Here is a 19,067-nt window from a genome sequence, read left to right as displayed (position 1 = left end):
AAAAAGCGCATGAAATGACCTCTAATCATTTCATGCGCTTTATTTTATTGTGCCTTCAAAATTAGCTCGTAGGCTGGATCAATTTCACCATTAATATACGTGCGGTGGTAGCGACCGTATACCCAACGTGATACTTGGTTGTCATACCATTTCGATTTAAAATGTCCACTTTGACCCGGTGCTACAATATGGTCTGTGTATTTCAAATCTGCTAAATCCGCTACAAAGCGCCATGATGCACCGTGGTTAACATAGCCATTTGCATCATTCGCAGCAGCTTGCACTGTTACACGTGAACCACCAACCGCCATCGTTTCTGGGTTCACATACGAGGCGATAAAGTCAGATGCACTTGCAAGTGGGTGTTTAAATAAGATTTTATGGTAGCTTCCCCATTGCCATTTCGCTACAGATGTGCCGTATTTCACTTGTAAATCTGCAACGGCACGCTCAAATGAGCCATATACTAATTCATCTAAACCACCTGCCTGCTCAATCCATACGCCTTCATTACCCGCATATGCATTGCGCAGCATTTCATCCATAATTTGATATTTACCCGGCATCATTTCATAAACGTCTGCAGGCATTTGGTCTTTGAAAATTGTTTCTTTAATTTCTTCAATTAAGAAATGCCAGATAAGTGGCTGTGCATCATCCCGATTATCATACAGCTCCCATTCTTCCATTAACGAGATAATATCAGCATATTTGCCCTCCGCATCATTTGCTTTAATCGTTTGTAGGAAGCCTGGTAAAAATTCAGCTGCATATAAATTTTTCTTGTCCATTTGCATCGCCTTCATTTCTGCTTTTGTAAAGCCTTCATACACTTCATCAGTTTCTTCATCAATTGTGCCGATGCTTTCTTTTACTGATTCAATCATTTCGACAATACGCTCATAGCGATATGGCTGTGCCCAGAACTTTGTTATATGATAAGGGTATTCATCCCCAATAATTTGGTTGTTTGCCGTGGCAATATAGCCTGACTCTGGGTTCACTACTGTTGGTAATTCATCATAAGGAATAAAGCCTTCCCAGCCATATTCAGAAGAATCCCCTGGTACTGGCAGTTGACCATCGCCTTTTTTGCGAATTGGAATGTCACCGTTTGCTTTGTAAGCAATTGTACCGTCCGTTGAAGCAAAGACGAAATTTTGTGCTGGTGCGCGGAAATCGTTTAATGCTGTTTCGAATTCCTCCCAGTTGGACGCTTTATTAAAGCCAATAATTGCGCGCAGTTCTCTCGTTGGCTGCAATGCCGTCCATTGCATAGAGAATACGGCTGTTGGCTCCTCTTCCTTAAATACTAGTTCTGAAATAATCGGACCGTGACGAGTTTCAACAACCTCGAAATCAATTGTTTTTCCACCCTTTACTTTGATTGGCTCGTTTCTGACAATCGCATCTTCCCACTTGCCGTCATACTTGAATTGTTTAGGGTTATCAGGGTTCGGTGTCTCGATATACAAGTCTTGTACATCCGGACCAACATTCGTTACTCCCCATGCAATTTTTTCATTATGTCCTAAAATAATTCCCGGAATCCCCGCAAAAATAACACCACTCACATTTTGTTCTGGTGATTGTAAATGCATTTGATACCAGATCGATGGTGTATTTAATCCTAAATGCGGGTCATCTGCTAATAGCGGTTTACCTGATTCTGTTAACTCGCCCGATACAACCCAGTTATTGCTACCATTAAACTCATTTGGCAATAATTCTACATTGAAAGCACCTGCTACATCAACAGGATTATTTATGTTTGCTTCAATAATCGATTTCGCATCTTCTGGATAATGAATCATTAATTCTTCAACTTGCTCTTCTGTATAATTTTGCAAAGCCCAATGGCGGAATGCTAGCATATTCCAGTTTCCACCTAAATCATAAGCCATAAATTTACCGATTGTTAAAGAATCGACAGGTGTCCATGGCTCCGGCTCGTATCCTAGCAGCTTAAACTCATATGATAGCTTACTAGTGCCCTTTACTTCATCAATAAAGGCATTTACACCTTCTGCATACCATTCTAAAATTTGCTGTGCCTCAGCATCATACTCATTCCACGATTGCTCAGCCGCATGTCGTAAGCTAAATGTACGGAAAAATTTATCTGTTGATACCGCATTTTCGCCAATTACTTCCGCTAATCTACCGCTCGCTTGGCGGCGTGATAAATCCATTTGAAATAGACGATCCTGTGCCTGTACATAACCTTGCGCCTTGTATAAATCAGCCTCTGATTGCGCTACGATATGTGGTACACCCATGCCATCGCGTGTCACTTTAACATCTGCTTCTAATATTGATAAATCAACTTCTCCTTCAATTTTCGGCAAGGAGTTTGCCACATACATATGTACGCCTGCTACTGCCGCACCAGCTAAAATAATTAAAATGCCAACAGTCCAAATGGCAATATTAATTATTTTTTTGCTCTTTATTTTCCCCATAAAATCCACCTCTCTATCAGATTGCGTCTACTTCTAGTTTTAATAGGATAGGACAATGATCACTCCCTAAAATTTGTGAATGAATATCCGCCTCCTGTACATGCTTCATAATGCGCTCTGACACAATAAAATAATCGATGCGCCAACCAATATTACGCTCGCGTACCTTATTCATATACGACCACCATGTATAAACATCCGTACGCTCTGGATACAATGTGCGGAATGTATCACAGAAGCCTGCGTCCAGTAACTCCGTCATTTTGGCACGTTCCTCTATCGTCACACCGGAGTTTCCTTGATTGGCCTTGGCATTTTTCAAATCAATATCACGATGTGCCACATTTAAGTCACCACAATAAATGACGGGTTTTTGTGCATCAAGTTGCTTCAAATAGAGCGCTAATTTTTCTTCCCATTCTATGCGGTAAGGGAGCCTTGCTAAATCACGCTGCGCATTCGGCGTATAAACATTTACCAAATAGAAGTTTTCGTATTCCAACGTAATAATACGCCCCTCTACCTCATCTTGTTCATCACCAACTCCGTAATACACATGCTGTGGTCTGTGCTTTGTAAAAATAGCAGTGCCAGAATAGCCTTTTTTCTGTGCATAATTCCAATATTGATAATACCCTTCCAGTTGTAAATCAACTTGTCCTTCTTGACATTTCGATTCTTGAATACAGAAAAAATCTGCATCCATCGCATGAAAATAATCCAAAAAGCCTTTCGTTATACATGCGCGAATACCGTTGACATTCCATGAAATAAACTTCATTTAATTACTCCTTATCAATTATGCCTCGGCTAACTCTCGTCGGGATTTTAAATTGTGCAAGCACAATTTAAAATTCCCTATATCCACCAGAGGCTTTATTTTGATTCAGTGAGTGTTTGATACCCGTTGAATCAAGGGCCGAATAAGCATTCATCTCTCCACCTGTAGGGGGGTTTTCTATATTGAAGCTTCTCTTTCGATACAGAAACATGTGCTCCTGCAGTTACTCGTCGCAAAAAACATGTGCTCCTGCGATTACTCGTCGCAAAAAACATTGCTGAAAGACGTTACAAGCTTATGCGTCTTCACCAACAATTTTTACTTCAAGCTCTAAATCAACATCGAATTTTTCCTTTACAACGCGTTGTACCATTTGAATTGTTTCGATATAATCTGTCGCCGTTGCATTGTTTTTATTAATAATAAAGCCCGCATGCTTTTGCGACACCTCTGCACCCCCGACACCTTTTCCTTGCAAATCGCTATCTTGAATTAATTTTCCCGCAAAATGACCAGGCGGGCGCTTAAACACACTTCCTGCTGAAGGGTATTCTAAGGGCTGACGTGACTCTCTTTGATGCGTTAAATCAGCAATTTTCGCATCAATCATATGCTGTTCACCACGCTGCAATTGGAAAGTCGAGGATAAAACATAGTAGCCCTCTTTAGCAATAACACTTGTACGGTAGCCTAGCTCTAATTCATCCTTCGTCAAGACGATGCGTTCCCCGTCTTTCGTTAACACGACTGTTTCCACAATTACATCTTTAATTTCACCACCATATGCTCCAGCATTCATTGCCATCGCACCACCGATTGACCCCGGTATGCCGCAAGCAAATTCCAAGCCTGTTAAGCTCTCGGCTGCCGCATATTTCGAAACATCCTTCAGTAATGCGCCTCCTTGTGCAAAAACAAGACCTTCTGTTATTGAAATTTTATTTAATTTAGAAAAATTAATGACAATACCACGTACCCCACCATCTCGGACAACCATATTCGAGCCATTTCCAAGCATTAGTAATGGAATTTTGTGCTGGTGTGCATATTTCACAATAGCCTGCGCCTCTTGCTCGGTATTTGGCATAACGAGAATATCCGCATGACCACCTAATTTTGTCATTGTATACGTTTTTAATGATTCATTTATTTTAATATTTGAAGGATTGATGATTTGTGATAAATCATTTACCCACTGTTGTAATGTCATAAAGCAATTCCTTCCCTCTATTGATTATACCTCTATCTAAATTATACTTTCTAAGTATCTGTTTTTATGACTTATTTGACAAGTAAATTGTCGCTTACAACCAAGTTTGTGACCATTTTTCTATTTCGCGAACTGCCCCCAGCAGTGACTGCCCCTTTTCTGTCAATTTATATTCGACACGAACTGGTGATTCAGCATACACTTTGCGCTCCACAATTTCTTCCCTTTCAAGCTCTTTTAAACGCTCAGACAATAAGCGCCCGCTTATCGGAAGGGCCGATTCAATCTCATTAAAGCGCTTCGGACCATCTATTAACTGATGAATAATAAGTATCGTCCAACGCTTCCCTAATAACTCCATTGCCTTTGCCAGCCGTGGACATAATTTTTGTTCAGTCATCCTTATTTCACCTCTATCCTTTCTATTTTAACGACATTTCATTTGAAAGTAAAATTGTGTGAAAATTGTGTGTGTGCCTGGCACCCAAAAGATTCGGAACTTTTCTTGATTCTACTCGTATAAAGGGGAGGGGGTGCTTTATGGAACAGACTTCTAAAACAAAATCAGGTGCTTTTCAATCATTTGTAGCTTTATTAAAAAGCTTAAATTGGCCCATTGGCATGATTATTTTAGCATTATCTATTACATTAGCAGAAACTATTGCTAGCCTTGTTTTACCATTAGTAACAATGAATTTAGTTGATAATTTGACCGCTGACTTATTCAATTGGCGCATGCTTGCAATTATTTTGGCTGTTTTCATCGTGCAAGCAGTTGCTGGAGGGGTGTCATTTTATTTATTGACGTTTATCGGGGAGCGAATCGTTGCGGATTTACGTGAGAAATTATGGCATAAAGTGTTGCGTTTGCCTGTCAATTATTATGATACGAATGAAACAGGTGCAACGATGAGCCGTATTACACAAGATACGACTACATTAAAAACGCTGATTACTCAGCAAATGGTACAAGTCATTTCTGGTGCTATTTCCATTATCGGTGCAATTATTTTGCTTTTTATTATCGATTGGAAAATGACGCTCATTTTACTTATTAGCGTACCGGTTTCGCTGCTTATTATGATGCCGCTCGGTAAAATTATGCAGAAAATTGCCATTGCTACCCAATCTGAAATGGCTTCTTTTTCCGGTTTACTTGGACGTATTTTAGCAGATATTCGACTAGTAAAGGCATATAATGCAGAGTCCTTTGAAAACGAGCGAGGTAATAAAGCAATTCGCTCTCTATTCGGCTATGGTTTGAAAGAAGCGCGCGTTCAGGCACTTATCTCTCCAATCATGACATTGTTAATGATGCTTGTCCTTGTTGTTATTTTAGGCTATGGAGGAACACAGGTAGCAAGTGGTGCTTTATCTGCTGGTGCGCTTGTTGCAATTATTTTTTACTTGTTTCAAATTATCGTGCCTTTTGCTCAAATGGCTACATTTTTCACATCATTCCAAAAGGCAATGGGTGCAACCGAGCGCATTCAGGAAATTTTCTCTATGCCTAGTGAAACGAGTGCAAAAGCTCAGCCCGCAACACAGGGCACCATTACTTTTGACAATGTAAGCTTTCAATACAATGAAACAAAGCGAATATTGCAAAACCTTAGCTTTACTGCCTCACCTGGTACAGTAACAGCACTTGTCGGACCAAGCGGTGGTGGAAAGACAACAATCTTTTCACTTTTAGAACGTTTTTATGAGCCAACAAATGGGCAAATTACATTTAATAATCAGCCGATTTCTACTTTTGATTTACAGGCTTGGCGCAGTAAAATTGGCTATGTTTCACAGGAAAGCCCATTATTAAGCGGGACAATTGCAGACAACATCACATATGGTATGAAGCAGCCACCTACTGAGGAGCAATTAAAAGCGGCCGCTAAAGCGGCAAATGCACTACAATTTATCGAGGAATTGCCGGAAGGATTTGCTACAGAAGTTGGTGAACGTGGCATGAAGCTATCAGGCGGACAGCGTCAACGCATCGCCATTGCAAGAGCCTTGCTGCATAATCCACAAATTTTACTTTTAGACGAAGCGACATCTAATTTGGATAGCGGCTCAGAAATATATGTGCAAGAGGCGCTTCAGCGCTTAATGCACGGTCGTACAACATTCATTATCGCACACCGTCTAGCCACTATTTTGCACGCTGATACAATTTTATTTATTGAAAAGGGTCAAATTACGGGGCAAGGTGCACATGAGGAACTCCTTGCCAAGCATCAACTGTACCGAGAATTTTCAGCAGGACAAGGGCTTGCTGAATAACAATTAAAATAGTAACTATTTTAGTGCAGTTGTAAAAGCCGTCTGGAAGGTACTACTTTCCAAACGGCTTTTTATTCTTTATTTCAATAAAAACTTCCCAAAACCATTCGCATCTGGTCCGATATATTCAATATTGTTTCCTTCTGGAATATAGTTTTTTGCTACATCAGCAGTAAGAAAAACTACTCTTATATTTTCAGGGAAGGCTACAAACTTCCAATTATTATTTGCTTGTGGGTTGATTGTACCTTTTTCAATAATATAGTCAATAATTGCTTGACGGTTTTCATGAGCATACACCGTTAAGTTTGATTGATCCTCTTTCACAAAATTAGCCCCGTAAGAGCCACCTACACGGTAGTTATTCGCAATAATTAAAAATTCTTGTGACAAATCAATTGGCTTACCATCGAATTGTACATTTTTAATCCGGTTTGCAGTTTCATCTACGACATTACCCCGACGGTCGTATTTTGCTGGGGATGTTACATCGATTTCATATGTTACGCCATCTAACACGTCAAAATTGTATGAGCGTGCCTCTGAATCAATAATATTTTGCTCTTCTGTTTTAGTCGGGTCAATCGTGGCAAACACACCTGCTGCCATTTCTAACCATTCAATTACATCTGCACCTGTTACTTTAACAGTGGCTATCGTATTGTCATAATGATAAATATCAGCCATGTTTTTAATTGCTAACGGGCCTGCTGGAATATTTGTATAGTCGCTTGCATTGTCACGAGAGCCTGCTTTAAACGGTGCGCCTGCTGATAAAATTGGCAATTCAGCGTCTACTGTCCCCTTAAGCTGATTTTGAATAAACCAAGTTTGCGCCTGTGTAATAATCTCAATTGCCGCAGTATCCTGCACTAAGCCGAAATAGCTATTAATTGGTGCTGATGTTTCACCAACTGCGCGACGAATATATTCTAAAGTTCCTTCATGTGCATCCTGAATAGCAGCTATTACTTCTTTGGATGGTACTAACTCATCACGCTCAATGGAACGAATTTCACCTGTACCATTTGTTACAATCCACTCACTCCCTTCAAGCTCTAACTCCAAATCAATAACACCCAAATGACTACCATATGCACCAGGCATAACTGTTGGTACACCATTAATTGTTCCTTTTTCTTGATTAACATTCACTAAATCTTGATAATCACCTGGAAACTGTAAATGGGAATGTCCTGTAATTAATGCATCTACACCTTCTAATTGTGTAATTTGATAACCTACATTTTCATTACCTTGCACATTTTTATCAGAGCCAATACCAGAATGCGAAAGTACAATAATTACATCCGCTCCAGCAGCCTCCATGTCAGGAATTACTTTTTCTAATGCATCCAGTGGCTGATCGACTGTTACTTTACCCGTTAGATGAATTGCATCCCAGCCTAAAATTTGTGTAGGCACGATACCTGTTACTCCTACTTTAATCATATGCTTATCGCCGTCTTCATCAACAACCTCACGCGATAAAATAGCATATGGCTCAAAATAATAATCACCTGTTTTCGCATCGCGCACATTTGCATTTACCCAAGTGAACTCTGCATCATCCATTACCTCATTCAAATAATCTAAGCCATAATTAAATTCATGATTCCCTAATGTTGCGGCATCATAGCCCAAAGCATTAAGTGCTGCTACTGCTGGATGCACCTCGTCTGGCTGCAATTTTGCCTCAAGCGCTTTATAGGAGCCTAATGGTGTACCCTGAATTAAATCACCATTATCGAATAATAAATGGTTCGGGTTTTCAGCACGCGCTTCGTCAATTAATGTAGCTGTATTTGCTAGGCCTATATCCTTTGCCTGTTGGTCTAAATAATAATTATAGTCAGCTAAATTTGTATGAATATCTGATGTACCTAAAATACGTAAAGCTACTTTTGCCTCATCTTCTTCAGCTAATGTGGCTGCGTTATTGTACTGCTCTACAAAGCGTTTAACGATAAGTTCCATTTGTTGCTCAGTCACAATTTTCGTATGGTTAATCGTACCATCTGCAAAGCCATTCAAAATTTCTAATGCCGCTGCATTCGCCATATCCTGCTTATGGGATGCATGAATTTTTGCATTATCGGCAAATTTAGTCAATATACCGAGTGCTGCATTTTCTGTTGCTAAGCCACGTGCCGCAATAACAAAGGCATGTAATCGTGTTAATTTTTCATCTGGTGCAAAGGTGTCTGTCGATTTACCGTTAATTAAATTTAGTTCAACTGCCTTTTCCACATATGGCGCTAACTCCTTTGATACATCTTTAAAAGTAACGGTAGAACCATCCCCCAACTCCACACCTAGTTCCTTAATCAATTGCACAACATAATCACCACGCGTAACAGATTCCTCTGCTGCTTCAGCAGATGTCATTCCACCTAAGCCTGCCGCTAACATTAATGATGCTACTGTCCCTGTGAAAATTTTATTCTTCATTTGTGTCACTCCTTGTCATTTATAATCAATTACGCTTCAACGTAATTGCAACCATATTATCCTAGATTCACTTGAAAACTTCTCTTCAAAATCTATGACATCCCAGAGCTTGGACCAACATAATGTTGATTACTCAGTCGTTCCCTTAGCATACCGGGTGGTCCTACACTGGGCTCCTCTTCATCAGTAGATGTTTGAACACTCGCTAAATAGGTCTAACGCTTGCCTTTCATCTCGTCACCTATTATTCTGCGAAAAGACGTTAAACCAACTTACTTGAGGAAAATGCCTACTAATCACGAATTGGCTTTTGTTTTTTACTAGTCTTTATTTCATTCCACCTTATTTTTCCTTATCTTAATATTAAATTAATTCTAACTTTAGTAACATGATATAAAACGCCTATTTTGGCTAATGATAAAAAAAGCACATGAAATCAAAATTCTGATTTCATGTGCTTGTATAACTTGCCCTAGTTTGCCTAAATATTAAACCAATACAGCTGTTAAATTTTTCGCTACAGTTTTTACTTTTTCTAAACCTTCTGCAATAATTTCTTGTGCTTTCGCTGGGTTTGCGTTATGCCCTTCGATAACAACTTCGTCTACTTTTTGCATACCATAAACGCCACCGATTACGTTGTTAATATAATTAACAGCCATTTCGGAGCCTGCAGCCTCTGGTGTTGAATAAATACCACCGCGAGCTGATAAAATAATATATTTTTTGTCCGTCATTAAGCTTACTAAATTGCCGTTTTCATCATATTTGAATGAATAACCTGCGCCGTATGTGTAATCGATAAATGATTGTAATGCTGCTGGAATTGTTAAGTTCCATAATGGGAATGCAAATACGACTACATCTGCTGCTGTTAATGCTTCACGTGATTTATTGAAAGATGCTAATGAAGCAGCTTCCTTTTCGTTTAACTCTTCGCCTGCTTGTGCTTTACCGAAAGCGTTAAATAGCTCTTGTCCGAAATATGCTAAATTTTCTTCAAATACATCAAATGTTGAGAATTCAATACCTTGAGCTTTTGCTTCCTCAACGAAAGCCTCGTACATTTGTGTTGAGACGCCATCTGGGCGGTTATTTGCTTTTATTACTAATACGTTTGTCATTTATAAATCTCCTTTTAAATATACATTTCTGTAATATCTCGAAATCAAGACATTACATATAATAATAGAGCAGTAAGAAAAAATCAATCATACTGCTCTAAGACTTTTGACTGAAATTAATTATATACACATTTAAAGGACAAACGTTCCTGTTCTCTTATTCAATATCACATACGCCATCTTCGCAAAGCGCTCCTTGACCGCCAACTATATTTAACTTACGTTGCAGGCCAGCCTCTACCGCGGCCTTTTCAACTGTTTGCTCAAATAAATGTTGCGGCTGTGCACCTGAAATACCGTATTTATTATCAATGACGAAAAACGGTACACCACGCACTCCTAGCTGACGAGCTATTTCAATATCAGAATACATTTCTTCCTTATATTCATCGCCCGCTAGCATTCCTTTCGCCTGCTCACCGCTTAAGCCTACTTCCTCAGCCAAAGCTACTAATACGTCTGTACGTCCAATCGCCAGACCATCTAAAAAATGAGCCTGTAATAGGCGTTCGTTCATCTCTGCACCTTTACCCTGCTCCTCTGCCCATTTAGCTAAACGATGTGCCTTAATCGTATTCGCTGTTTTCATACGATCAAAATCGTAATTTAAGCCAACCTCTTTTGCTCGCTCTACAACATTTTGCGTCATCGCCTTTGTTTGCTCAATTGACATATTATATTTTGCCGCTAATGGACCGTAAATCGACTCCTCCGCATCAACAGGGGTTGTCGGATCTAATAAATAGCTTTTGTATTGCACTTCAATTTGTTCCCCATAACCACTCACTTCGAGCGCTTGCTCTAATTGCTTTTTTCCAATATAACAAAACGGACAAACGTAATCAGACCATACTTGTATAATCATTGCCTCCGCCTCCTTTACTATTCCATTGTACAAATAAGCAAATATATTATTCAATTTTTTTGACTTGTGAATAGTGACAGGAAAATTTCCCTATACTGTATGTTAAATATAGGTAAGGGGGCATTTTATGCAACAATCATTATGGCTTCATCACACAACACCAATAACAACATCAACTTTATCGTCCGATACAGTTTGTGATATTTGTATTGTTGGAGCTGGTTTAAGTGGGGTTTATACAGCTTATTTACTTGCACAAGCAGGATTGCGCGTCATTGTTTTAGAAGGAAAAAGCATTGGTGAAGGAGCAACAGCGCATTCCACTGGTAAACTAACAGCGCAGCATGGACTCTTTTATCATACATTAAAGGAAGAAGATGCTAAGCTTTACTATCAAGTAAATAAAGCTGCGATTGAACAGTCGCTTGAAAAAGCAGACAAAACAACTTATAACACGGCCACATCATTTATTTATACAACCGAAATGGACAACCGCACTTTATTAGAACAGGAATACGAAGCATACAAGAAAATCGGCATCCCATCCAGTTTAACAAATGATACGGAATTAACAGATAAGGTTCAACTAGCCCTTGATATGCAACGCGAAACACAAATTCATCCTGTTCAGTTTTTACTACATTTCGCAAGGCTAGCGCAGCAGGCTGGAGCCCAATTTTTCACACATACACGCGTTACGCAAGTTACAGATAAACCGACTGTAACAACCGCTGAAGGCTACACAATTGCCTGCAAAAAGCTGGTATTATGCACGCATTACCCAATCGACTCCATCGCTGGTTTAAATACTTTGAAGTTGACAGTAGAGCGCGCCTATTTGACGGCAACAACATGTTCAGACCTTTTACAAGGGCAATACATTAGCATTGACTCACCAGCTCGTACAATTCGTACCGCTCAAATCGACGGGCAGTCTTATTTTGTTTATGGAGGTACATCCCATACGGCTGGAACAGAAAGTGACACAATGAAGTATTATGACACACTCGCTCAAGAACTCGACAGTAAATTTGACCTATCTGAACCTAGCTTTTTATGGAGTGCCCAGGATATGACGACACCTGATAGTATCCCCTTTGTCGGTCCAATGATAAAGGATTCTCCAATTTATATTGCAACAGGTTTTAAAAAATGGGGACTTTCAAGCTCACTAGTAGCAGCGGAAATATTGCATGGCTACTTTACAAAAAATGAGCACCGCGCTACACAACTATATATGCCAAGTCGCATACAAGGGCGTACTGTATATGACATGCTCATAAAAGCAGGCTTTATTAGTGAGCAGTTTATTGCAGGCTATATGACGCGCATGTCAGCACCAAAATGTACTCATTTAGGCTGTAAAACCCGCTGGAATGAAGCGGATGAAACATGGGATTGCCCATGTCATGGCTCTCGTTTCGATAAAAAAGGGAATGTGATTGAGGGTCCAGCTGTTTATCCGTTAAAATTAGAAAATGGTGGGGTCTGAAAAGCAAGCTTACGTGCCCCTTTCCGGGAAACTTTTGTTGTTTGACTGGAATATTTGCAAATTAGAAATATGTCAGTGTTCTATGAAAAATATAAAATAATATATGAAAATACCCCTCACACTTCCCCTCCTTTATATCTTTTTATAAAAGACTTCCTGAAAATCTAAAAGGGCAGTCGAGATTTTATTTACCATCTCGACTGCCACCCTTTTATTTTAAGCCTTCTGTTAATACAGGAACAATTTGCTTTTTACGTGATACGACACCTGGTAAGCTAATACGTCCATCAATAATTGTTGCGCCAAAGCTCGCAGCCGCCTTTTCTGCTACATGTCCAACTGCTACCGCTGTAGAGTCGTTATTTAAAATATCTGTCACGACAAAGAAGAATAAATCTAAGCCATTCTCTTCTGCATTTTTTGTTAATAATGTCTCTAGTTCAGCTTGACGTCCTAGCACATCTTCAATATCAACAGCGTTTATTTGTGCAACTACCGCTTTGTAATTACCGAAATCAAAGCCTTTTGCATCTAATGATAATAAATCTTCTAATGATTTATCCGATAAATCTGCACCGGCTTTTAACATTGCTAACCCATATTCTGCTACATCTACACCTGCGATAGCAGCTAATTCCTCACCTGCTTTTACATCTTGCTCTGTGCATGTTGGCGATTTGAATAATAATGTATCTGATACGATGGCAGACAGCATTAAACCCGCAATATTTACAGGAATTTCCACATCGTTTTCTTTAAATAATTTATTTAAAATTGTTGCTGTACAACCTACAGGCTCCGCACGGAAATAGAGCGGGTCTGCAGTTTGGAAGTTCGCAACACGATGATGGTCAATTACCTCTAAAATTTGCACTTCTTCAATACCGTCAGCAGATTGCTGGAATTCGTTATGGTCTACTAAAATTACTTGATTTGCTTCTCCCGTAACAGCGCTAATAAAACGCGGGGCATTGAAACCAAACTTTTCTAAAGCAAACTTCGTTTCGTTATTAATATCTCCTAAACGTACAGCCTCTGCCTCTACACCTAATTGCTGCTTTAAATACGCATAAACGATTGCTGATGTAATCGTATCTGTATCTGGATTTTTATGTCCGAAAACTAATGTCTTGCTCATGATATAGCCTCCTAATTTATCTATGCTTATTAACAAGCTTATTTTATCACAAATTCTATCTTAAATTGAATTCGAAGTTTAGCATTGAAATAAAGCAGATTTCTAAGCTTCTCTAATTTAACAAAGCTTTTTACTTTAATTACTTAAATATTATTAGGCGCTATTAACTTAATTTGTTCTTTCTTTATTAGTCTATTCATCCTCTATCCGTAATTTAAAACGCTCCAAACTTCCTACTCGCTAAAAAAAAATCATAGTCGTAACTCCTTTTTAACTTCGTATGTTAGTATAAATGCAAAAAATTTCAACATTAATTATTATTTTTTTGACGCATATGTTAAAATAATCGTATATATATTAAATTTAGTCATAGAAATGAGGATAGCAATGTCTAAAAAGATGGAAAAGAAGTATATTCCATTAGCTGAGTTCTTTCAGAATGCAACGCAAAGTGAAATTACATTAACATATGAAGCAATTGAAAATATTATGGGCCAAGCGTTGCCAAATGCAGCTTATTTGAACTTGAGTTGGTGGAAAAAAACGAAGCCACCACTGACACATTACCAATCTTGGGTTAATGCCAATTATAATGTAATTGATGTTCAGTTAGGGCAAGCCGTAACATTCTCCCGTTTAAAACAAGCACGAAGTGATGAGAATGATGCAGACGAAAATTCACAGGCTTCTATTATTCGGTTAATTGAAACAGAAGATGCTCGCTCATTTATTCGCCTGCAAGAGCAAATTTATGCACAATCTGAGTTTGAATATTATGAACCAAATGTTCAACATCTAACAGTGCAAGTTGTACGCAAGCAGATGGCAGAGTGGCGCAAATTTAAAAGGCAAACGATACTCCTCTGCATTACTAATGGTGAATTTGCAGGCTATTCACGCATTACTGGTTATAAAGAGCAGCGTCTACAGCACGCAGCTACAATACGTATCGGTGTATTAAAAAAATTTGAAAACACAGGCATCGGTACAGCATTATTACAAAATAGTATAAAATGGGCACAGCAAAATGGTGTTGAAAGACTTGAAGCAGCGATAATGTCCCATAATAATAAAGCCATTGTCCTTTTTGAGAAACAGGGCTTCGCAGTTGAAGGTACGAAAAGGCATTCAGTAAAAATTGATAATGATTATTATGATGAAATCATTTATAGTAAGCTAATTGATTGATTTATCAAAACGCAAAGGGAGCTGTCTTTTCAAGATAGCTCCCTTTATCTGGATAATTAATTTGAGCTGCTGAGAAAGAAATTCCTTTCTTAGCAGCCCCTATTTTTCACCTATTCACGCTGACGATAAGCCAAATCTTCTTTCATTCTCTTTTGTAGCTCACTATACCCTGAAAAGTCCATAGCATAACAAAATCGGATAACTGTCGACTCGCTTACCCCTGCTATTTTTCCGACTTCAGACGCTATCTTTGTCGTTACAATACTTGGGTCATTCAATACGAATTGTGCAACACGACGCTGGCCTTTGGATAATCGAATAAAACGCTTTTTAATGCTCTCACAAATACTCATACTCTTCTCTCTACCCTTTCTCATCTATTCTCAACTAGCTTAATTGAACATACATTAACATGAATAATCATTATATTCAATGTTTTTTCTGAAAAATCTGTCACTATTTGATTGAAATAACCACTTGCGCTTCTGGCTCAATTGCCATCATCGTCAACGGTCTTGTTTTAATAAAAGGTTGACCTGCGTTCGCTTTATATTTCAATTGATATTCGTTACGTCCAACAGCTTGTACAACATCTGTCACAATCCTTTCTCCATTTTCCAGCACTACAGCAAAAGGATGCGTTCTTAAATCCCCATCGAACGGGAAGTCACTATCAATTAAAAATCTTAAAGTTGCTTCGTTCCCATCTTGTTCAACATTCGTAATCACTATATCCCCCATAGCTCCTAGGTCAATTTTTTGAGGTAGCTCATTAGATAATGGCACAATAATATCCTCAACCACCTCATCTATTTTTGGTCCAGAATAATAATATAACCGTAACTCTGTCACATCAGGTGCAAGTGGCTCTAATATATAAGTCCATGCCAAATCGTAATCCGTTCTTCCCTCACCTGACTTCTCTAATATTTTCAATGGAACCCCGTTTTGGTCTGTAATCGTCTCAGATATAGACAAACCAATAGGATAGCCGACTTTCTCTCTTATCTCTCCTGTAAATTCTACTTGTAACTTTGTTGAAGTAGTTGAAGTTTGAGCACTCTTTACTTCAAAAGCAATCCCGTTCATCATACCCGTTTGTCCAGCTTGCAATATACGATGATTATTTTTTACTTTCTTGATTGGTGTTTCAAACGTCCAATCACCTACTACTCCAGCAATCATGTCTATTTTTAATGTTAAGTCAAATGCATCTGGCAAGTCCTCATCAAAGCGAAAACCGTATAGAGCGCGATATGAACCATCTTCCTCGTGCAAAGATGTTATACTCCCTCCTGTATTCAGCCATTCGCCATTCACGAACATTTCCATCTTGCCTATTTCTTGATATTCAGGCATTGAATAAATCACATTAATACGCGCACCATCATAAACAATTTCTTCAAAAGTAACTGAGATGCCATTACTTGTCACCGTTTTATTTAACTGAATCGCATTATTATCTGATAATGCTTTATGCAATCCTTTATCCTGCTCCTCAATTTTATAAACAAAGCTCATAAATGGGACCTTCGCAAGTGCATTGCCAACTGTCGGTGACACAAACCCCGCACCTAATACGAGTAAAATTGCTGCGACGGATGTTAATACTCCCATCGCTAATATATTTCTCGGCTTTTTCTTAGATACAACAATCCCTTTGCTTATTGCTTCATCCAATTTTTGCATCGGCACTTCCATTTCATCAATGGCTTTTTTAATATTGTTCTCCATACAATACGCCCCCTTTATTCAAAAATTTTTTTAATTGTTGCAAGCCTCGATGGACATTTGTTTTTACTGTCCCCTCTGGATACTCAAGTAACTCTGCGATTTCTCTAGTTGATAAATCTTGATAATATTTTAGCAAGATTACCGTTTTATACTTCTCCTCTAGCTGTTCAATTGCATGTAGTAAATCCATACGTTCATCATGGCTAAACGTCTGTCCTTGCTCCTTTACATTTTCTTGTATTAATACAATTTTGCTATTTTTACGTAAATGCTCAAGCGCTGTATTAATTAAAATTTTCATAAGCCAAGTGGAAAAGTATCGCTCATCTTTCACGCTATTTATATTGGCATAGGCCTTTGTCACAGTTTCCTGTACTACATCTAGCGCATCATCCTCATTTTTCATATAAATATACGCCATTTTATATAGCTTCACTTTTTCATCTTGTATTAATTGTAGAAATGCGTCGCTATTTCCTTTCTGCGCCTTTTTTAACAATCACCTTCACACCCTCTCTTTCTATCTACTTATTAGATGAATAAGTAAGACCTTTTGTTTCAAAAAAATAAAAACGTCCCCAAAATGTGCTGCGCACTGCTTTTAGGGCGTTTTGGTCGTGTTTCAATTAATTATGACTCAACTAACGCTAGTCTGAATTTTTGGGCTATTAACCTAGAACTTGCATGCCCTGTGACATTTGACGAAGGCTAGAGCCAGCACGATGCTGTTCATTCAGTCGTTATGACAGGACATGATATTCTTAGACTGAATTCCTGTCTTTGGATAAAAAAATTGGCTCTTGCGGTTACTCGTCGCAAAGAACATCGCTAAAAGAAAATAAAATTATGGCTGTTTAAAATAATATTAGATTGCTTTGAAGACGTGATAAACATGGAATTTAGCGGCGTTTCTCTGGGGAACTTTCGTTGCATAAAAGAAGGGACCGCCTATTTAGACAGCCCCAGCCCAAACTTCTATTAAACTAGTTTGCTTCAGAGTTAGTTGTTTTGCAACACAATTATCTTGCTATATCTTCAGATATTACCTCTATTCTAATTCCAACTGCTTTGTTTCCTTACCTAAAAATAACACTGCTAATACTCCAATTAAAATTGCGACACAGAAAATCGCAAAAACCGAACCAATGTCATAGCCTTTTGTTATTAATGACCCTACTAAGAGTGGACCGAAAATACCACCTACACGCCCTACAGCTGCCGCCATACCTGTACCTGTACCACGAATAATCGCTGGATACTGTTCCGGTGTGTAAGCATATAATGCTCCCCATGCTCCTAAATTAAAGAATGATAGTAGCATCCCTGAAACAAGTAAAATAGTTACAGATTCTGCATTTCCAAAGACAAAAGCACTTGCTGCTGTTCCGATTAAATATGTTACAAGTACAAATTTACGTCCGAGCTTCTCAATAAACCAAGCTGCAGTAAAGTAACCTGGTAACTGCGCTAGCGTCATAATTAACACATACTTAAAGCTGGAAATTAAATCGAAGCCCTTCCCAACCATTACGCTTGGCAACCATAAAAACATTCCATAATATGAAAATACAACTGCGAACCATAGCACCCATAACATAAATGTTGAACGTGCATATGGCTTTGACCATACTTCGCGAATATTTTGCAAGACAGAACGCCTTTTAGCCTCTACCTTCGCTGTAAACTGCGGAGAATCAGGTAGCTTCATGCGAATATAAATCGCATAAAATGCTGGCAAAGCAGTAATAATAAGCGCAACACGCCAGCCTTCAATTGGCCAGAATGTCGCTGGAATAACGAAATAAGAAATGATTGCAGCTAGTAGCCAGCCACCTGCCCAAAAGCTCTCTAACAACACAACAACGCGACCGCGCTCCTTTGTTTCAACGCTTTCAGAAACGAGTGTCGAAGCAACTGGTAGCTCTCCTCCGAGTCCCATTCCAACGAAAAAGCGCAAAATCAAAAATAATACTAGCGTTGTCGTTAACGCAGATAGTCCGCTTGCAACCGAAAACAATATAAGTGTCCACATAAACACTTTTTTACGCCCTACTTTGTCAGCAAGTACACCAAACATAAGCGCACCTACTGCCATTCCAATTGAGTTGATACTACCAATCAAGCCCATTTGTGCAGGGTTTAAACCCCAGTCTATTGCGAGTGCAGCAATGACAAAGGATAAAATGCCGACATCCATTGCATCAAACATCCATCCAACACCTGCTACACCAAGTAATTTATTGCGTGAAATTTGCATTTCTTGCTGTTTTACCATAATATAACCACCTGTCTTTACACTTGTATAAGCATGTATACTATACACCTATTTTTTAATTGTGACA

At 38.8% G+C, this 19,067-nt stretch carries 15 protein-coding genes; 3 read left to right on the top strand and 12 right to left on the bottom strand.

Going from position 1 to position 19,067, the window contains the following annotated elements; all coding sequences use genetic code 11:
• Window positions 1-44: 44 nt before the first annotated feature.
• From MHB51_RS14215 to MHB51_RS14200, 4 genes are all read right to left on the bottom strand, one after another.
• A complete protein-coding gene (locus MHB51_RS14215) occupies window positions 45-2,462 on the bottom strand; it encodes a penicillin acylase family protein (protein WP_342558428.1) in 2,418 nt (805 codons plus the stop codon).
• A gap of 16 nt (window positions 2,463-2,478) precedes the next feature.
• On the bottom strand, window positions 2,479-3,243 hold the full coding sequence (locus MHB51_RS14210) for an exodeoxyribonuclease III (protein WP_066169166.1): 765 nt from the start codon (window positions 3,241-3,243) through the stop codon (window positions 2,479-2,481).
• A 295-nt stretch (window positions 3,244-3,538) separates the two neighbouring features.
• A complete protein-coding gene (gene murB / locus MHB51_RS14205; protein WP_107943350.1) occupies window positions 3,539-4,453 on the bottom strand; it encodes a UDP-N-acetylmuramate dehydrogenase in 915 nt (304 codons plus the stop codon).
• Window positions 4,454-4,547: 94 nt separating this feature from the next.
• Entirely contained in the window at window positions 4,548-4,853 is a 306-nt protein-coding gene (locus MHB51_RS14200) for a helix-turn-helix domain-containing protein (protein WP_066169170.1), read from the bottom strand.
• Between the two features lie 140 nt (window positions 4,854-4,993).
• Between MHB51_RS14200 and MHB51_RS14195 the strand changes: the two genes are divergently transcribed.
• Window positions 4,994-6,733: an ABC transporter ATP-binding protein gene (locus tag MHB51_RS14195; RefSeq protein ID WP_342558427.1), complete on the top strand. Its 1,740-nt coding sequence runs from the start codon at window positions 4,994-4,996 to the stop codon at window positions 6,731-6,733.
• A 78-nt stretch (window positions 6,734-6,811) separates the two neighbouring features.
• Here MHB51_RS14195 and MHB51_RS14190 read toward each other — a convergent pair whose 3' ends face one another.
• From MHB51_RS14190 to MHB51_RS14180, 3 genes are all read right to left on the bottom strand, one after another.
• Window positions 6,812-9,184, bottom strand: a complete 2,373-nt coding sequence (locus tag MHB51_RS14190) for a bifunctional 2',3'-cyclic-nucleotide 2'-phosphodiesterase/3'-nucleotidase (RefSeq protein WP_342558426.1) — start codon at window positions 9,182-9,184, stop codon at window positions 6,812-6,814.
• 488 nt (window positions 9,185-9,672) lie between these two features.
• The gene (locus tag MHB51_RS14185; protein WP_342558425.1) at window positions 9,673-10,308 is read right to left on the bottom strand and encodes an FMN-dependent NADH-azoreductase; all 636 of its coding nucleotides are present in this window, start codon (window positions 10,306-10,308) and stop codon (window positions 9,673-9,675) included.
• A 157-nt stretch (window positions 10,309-10,465) separates the two neighbouring features.
• Complete coding sequence (locus tag MHB51_RS14180; RefSeq protein WP_066169179.1) at window positions 10,466-11,173, bottom strand: DsbA family oxidoreductase; 708 nt, start codon at window positions 11,171-11,173, stop codon at window positions 10,466-10,468.
• Window positions 11,174-11,300: 127 nt separating this feature from the next.
• Here MHB51_RS14180 and MHB51_RS14175 point away from each other — a divergent pair, with 127 nt between their 5' ends.
• Window positions 11,301-12,665: an FAD-dependent oxidoreductase gene (locus MHB51_RS14175; RefSeq protein ID WP_342558424.1), complete on the top strand. Its 1,365-nt coding sequence runs from the start codon at window positions 11,301-11,303 to the stop codon at window positions 12,663-12,665.
• Between the two features lie 211 nt (window positions 12,666-12,876).
• Here MHB51_RS14175 and MHB51_RS14170 read toward each other — a convergent pair whose 3' ends face one another.
• Window positions 12,877-13,803 (bottom strand): manganese-dependent inorganic pyrophosphatase, encoded by a 927-nt coding sequence (locus MHB51_RS14170; RefSeq protein WP_066169183.1) that lies wholly within the window; start codon window positions 13,801-13,803, stop codon window positions 12,877-12,879.
• A gap of 387 nt (window positions 13,804-14,190) precedes the next feature.
• Here MHB51_RS14170 and MHB51_RS14165 point away from each other — a divergent pair, with 387 nt between their 5' ends.
• On the top strand, window positions 14,191-14,991 hold the full coding sequence (locus tag MHB51_RS14165; RefSeq protein ID WP_342558423.1) for a GNAT family protein: 801 nt from the start codon (window positions 14,191-14,193) through the stop codon (window positions 14,989-14,991).
• A 110-nt stretch (window positions 14,992-15,101) separates the two neighbouring features.
• Here MHB51_RS14165 and MHB51_RS14160 read toward each other — a convergent pair whose 3' ends face one another.
• The 4 genes from MHB51_RS14160 to MHB51_RS14145 form a co-directional block, all read right to left on the bottom strand.
• Window positions 15,102-15,344 carry a MurR/RpiR family transcriptional regulator gene (locus MHB51_RS14160; RefSeq protein ID WP_066169188.1) on the bottom strand — a complete coding sequence of 81 codons (243 nt, stop codon included), beginning with the start codon at window positions 15,342-15,344 and terminating at the stop codon, window positions 15,102-15,104.
• A gap of 103 nt (window positions 15,345-15,447) precedes the next feature.
• Window positions 15,448-16,725 carry a DUF4179 domain-containing protein gene (locus MHB51_RS14155; protein WP_342558422.1) on the bottom strand — a complete coding sequence of 426 codons (1,278 nt, stop codon included), beginning with the start codon at window positions 16,723-16,725 and terminating at the stop codon, window positions 15,448-15,450.
• Window positions 16,709-17,224, bottom strand: a complete 516-nt coding sequence (locus MHB51_RS14150; protein WP_107943357.1) for a sigma-70 family RNA polymerase sigma factor — start codon at window positions 17,222-17,224, stop codon at window positions 16,709-16,711. The genes MHB51_RS14155 and MHB51_RS14150 overlap by 17 nt, the downstream gene beginning before the upstream one ends.
• Window positions 17,225-17,773: 549 nt before the next feature.
• A complete protein-coding gene (locus MHB51_RS14145; RefSeq protein ID WP_342558421.1) occupies window positions 17,774-19,000 on the bottom strand; it encodes an MFS transporter in 1,227 nt (408 codons plus the stop codon).
• Window positions 19,001-19,067: the final 67 nt, after the last annotated feature.

It is taken from the genome of Metasolibacillus sp. FSL K6-0083, assembly GCF_038630865.1.
Classification (GTDB): Bacteria; Bacillota; Bacilli; order Bacillales_A; family Planococcaceae; genus Metasolibacillus; species Metasolibacillus fluoroglycofenilyticus.
This window is presented reverse-complemented; position numbering and strand designations above follow the sequence as displayed.

Coding starts and splice junctions, on each gene's coding strand:
- MHB51_RS14195 (WP_342558427.1), top strand. CDS start 4,994: ATGGAACAGACTTCTAAAACAAAATCAGGTGCTTTTCAATCATTTGTA.
- MHB51_RS14145 (WP_342558421.1), bottom strand. CDS start 19,000: ATGGTAAAACAGCAAGAAATGCAAATTTCACGCAATAAATTACTTGGT.
- MHB51_RS14155 (WP_342558422.1), bottom strand. CDS start 16,725: ATGGAGAACAATATTAAAAAAGCCATTGATGAAATGGAAGTGCCGATG.
- MHB51_RS14165 (WP_342558423.1), top strand. CDS start 14,191: ATGTCTAAAAAGATGGAAAAGAAGTATATTCCATTAGCTGAGTTCTTT.
- MHB51_RS14170 (WP_066169183.1), bottom strand. CDS start 13,803: ATGAGCAAGACATTAGTTTTCGGACATAAAAATCCAGATACAGATACG.
- MHB51_RS14210 (WP_066169166.1), bottom strand. CDS start 3,243: ATGAAGTTTATTTCATGGAATGTCAACGGTATTCGCGCATGTATAACG.
- MHB51_RS14175 (WP_342558424.1), top strand. CDS start 11,301: ATGCAACAATCATTATGGCTTCATCACACAACACCAATAACAACATCA.
- MHB51_RS14185 (WP_342558425.1), bottom strand. CDS start 10,308: ATGACAAACGTATTAGTAATAAAAGCAAATAACCGCCCAGATGGCGTC.
- MHB51_RS14160 (WP_066169188.1), bottom strand. CDS start 15,344: ATGAGTATTTGTGAGAGCATTAAAAAGCGTTTTATTCGATTATCCAAA.
- MHB51_RS14215 (WP_342558428.1), bottom strand. CDS start 2,462: ATGGGGAAAATAAAGAGCAAAAAAATAATTAATATTGCCATTTGGACT.
- MHB51_RS14190 (WP_342558426.1), bottom strand. CDS start 9,184: ATGAAGAATAAAATTTTCACAGGGACAGTAGCATCATTAATGTTAGCG.
- MHB51_RS14200 (WP_066169170.1), bottom strand. CDS start 4,853: ATGACTGAACAAAAATTATGTCCACGGCTGGCAAAGGCAATGGAGTTA.
- murB (WP_107943350.1), bottom strand. CDS start 4,453: ATGACATTACAACAGTGGGTAAATGATTTATCACAAATCATCAATCCT.
- MHB51_RS14180 (WP_066169179.1), bottom strand. CDS start 11,173: ATGATTATACAAGTATGGTCTGATTACGTTTGTCCGTTTTGTTATATT.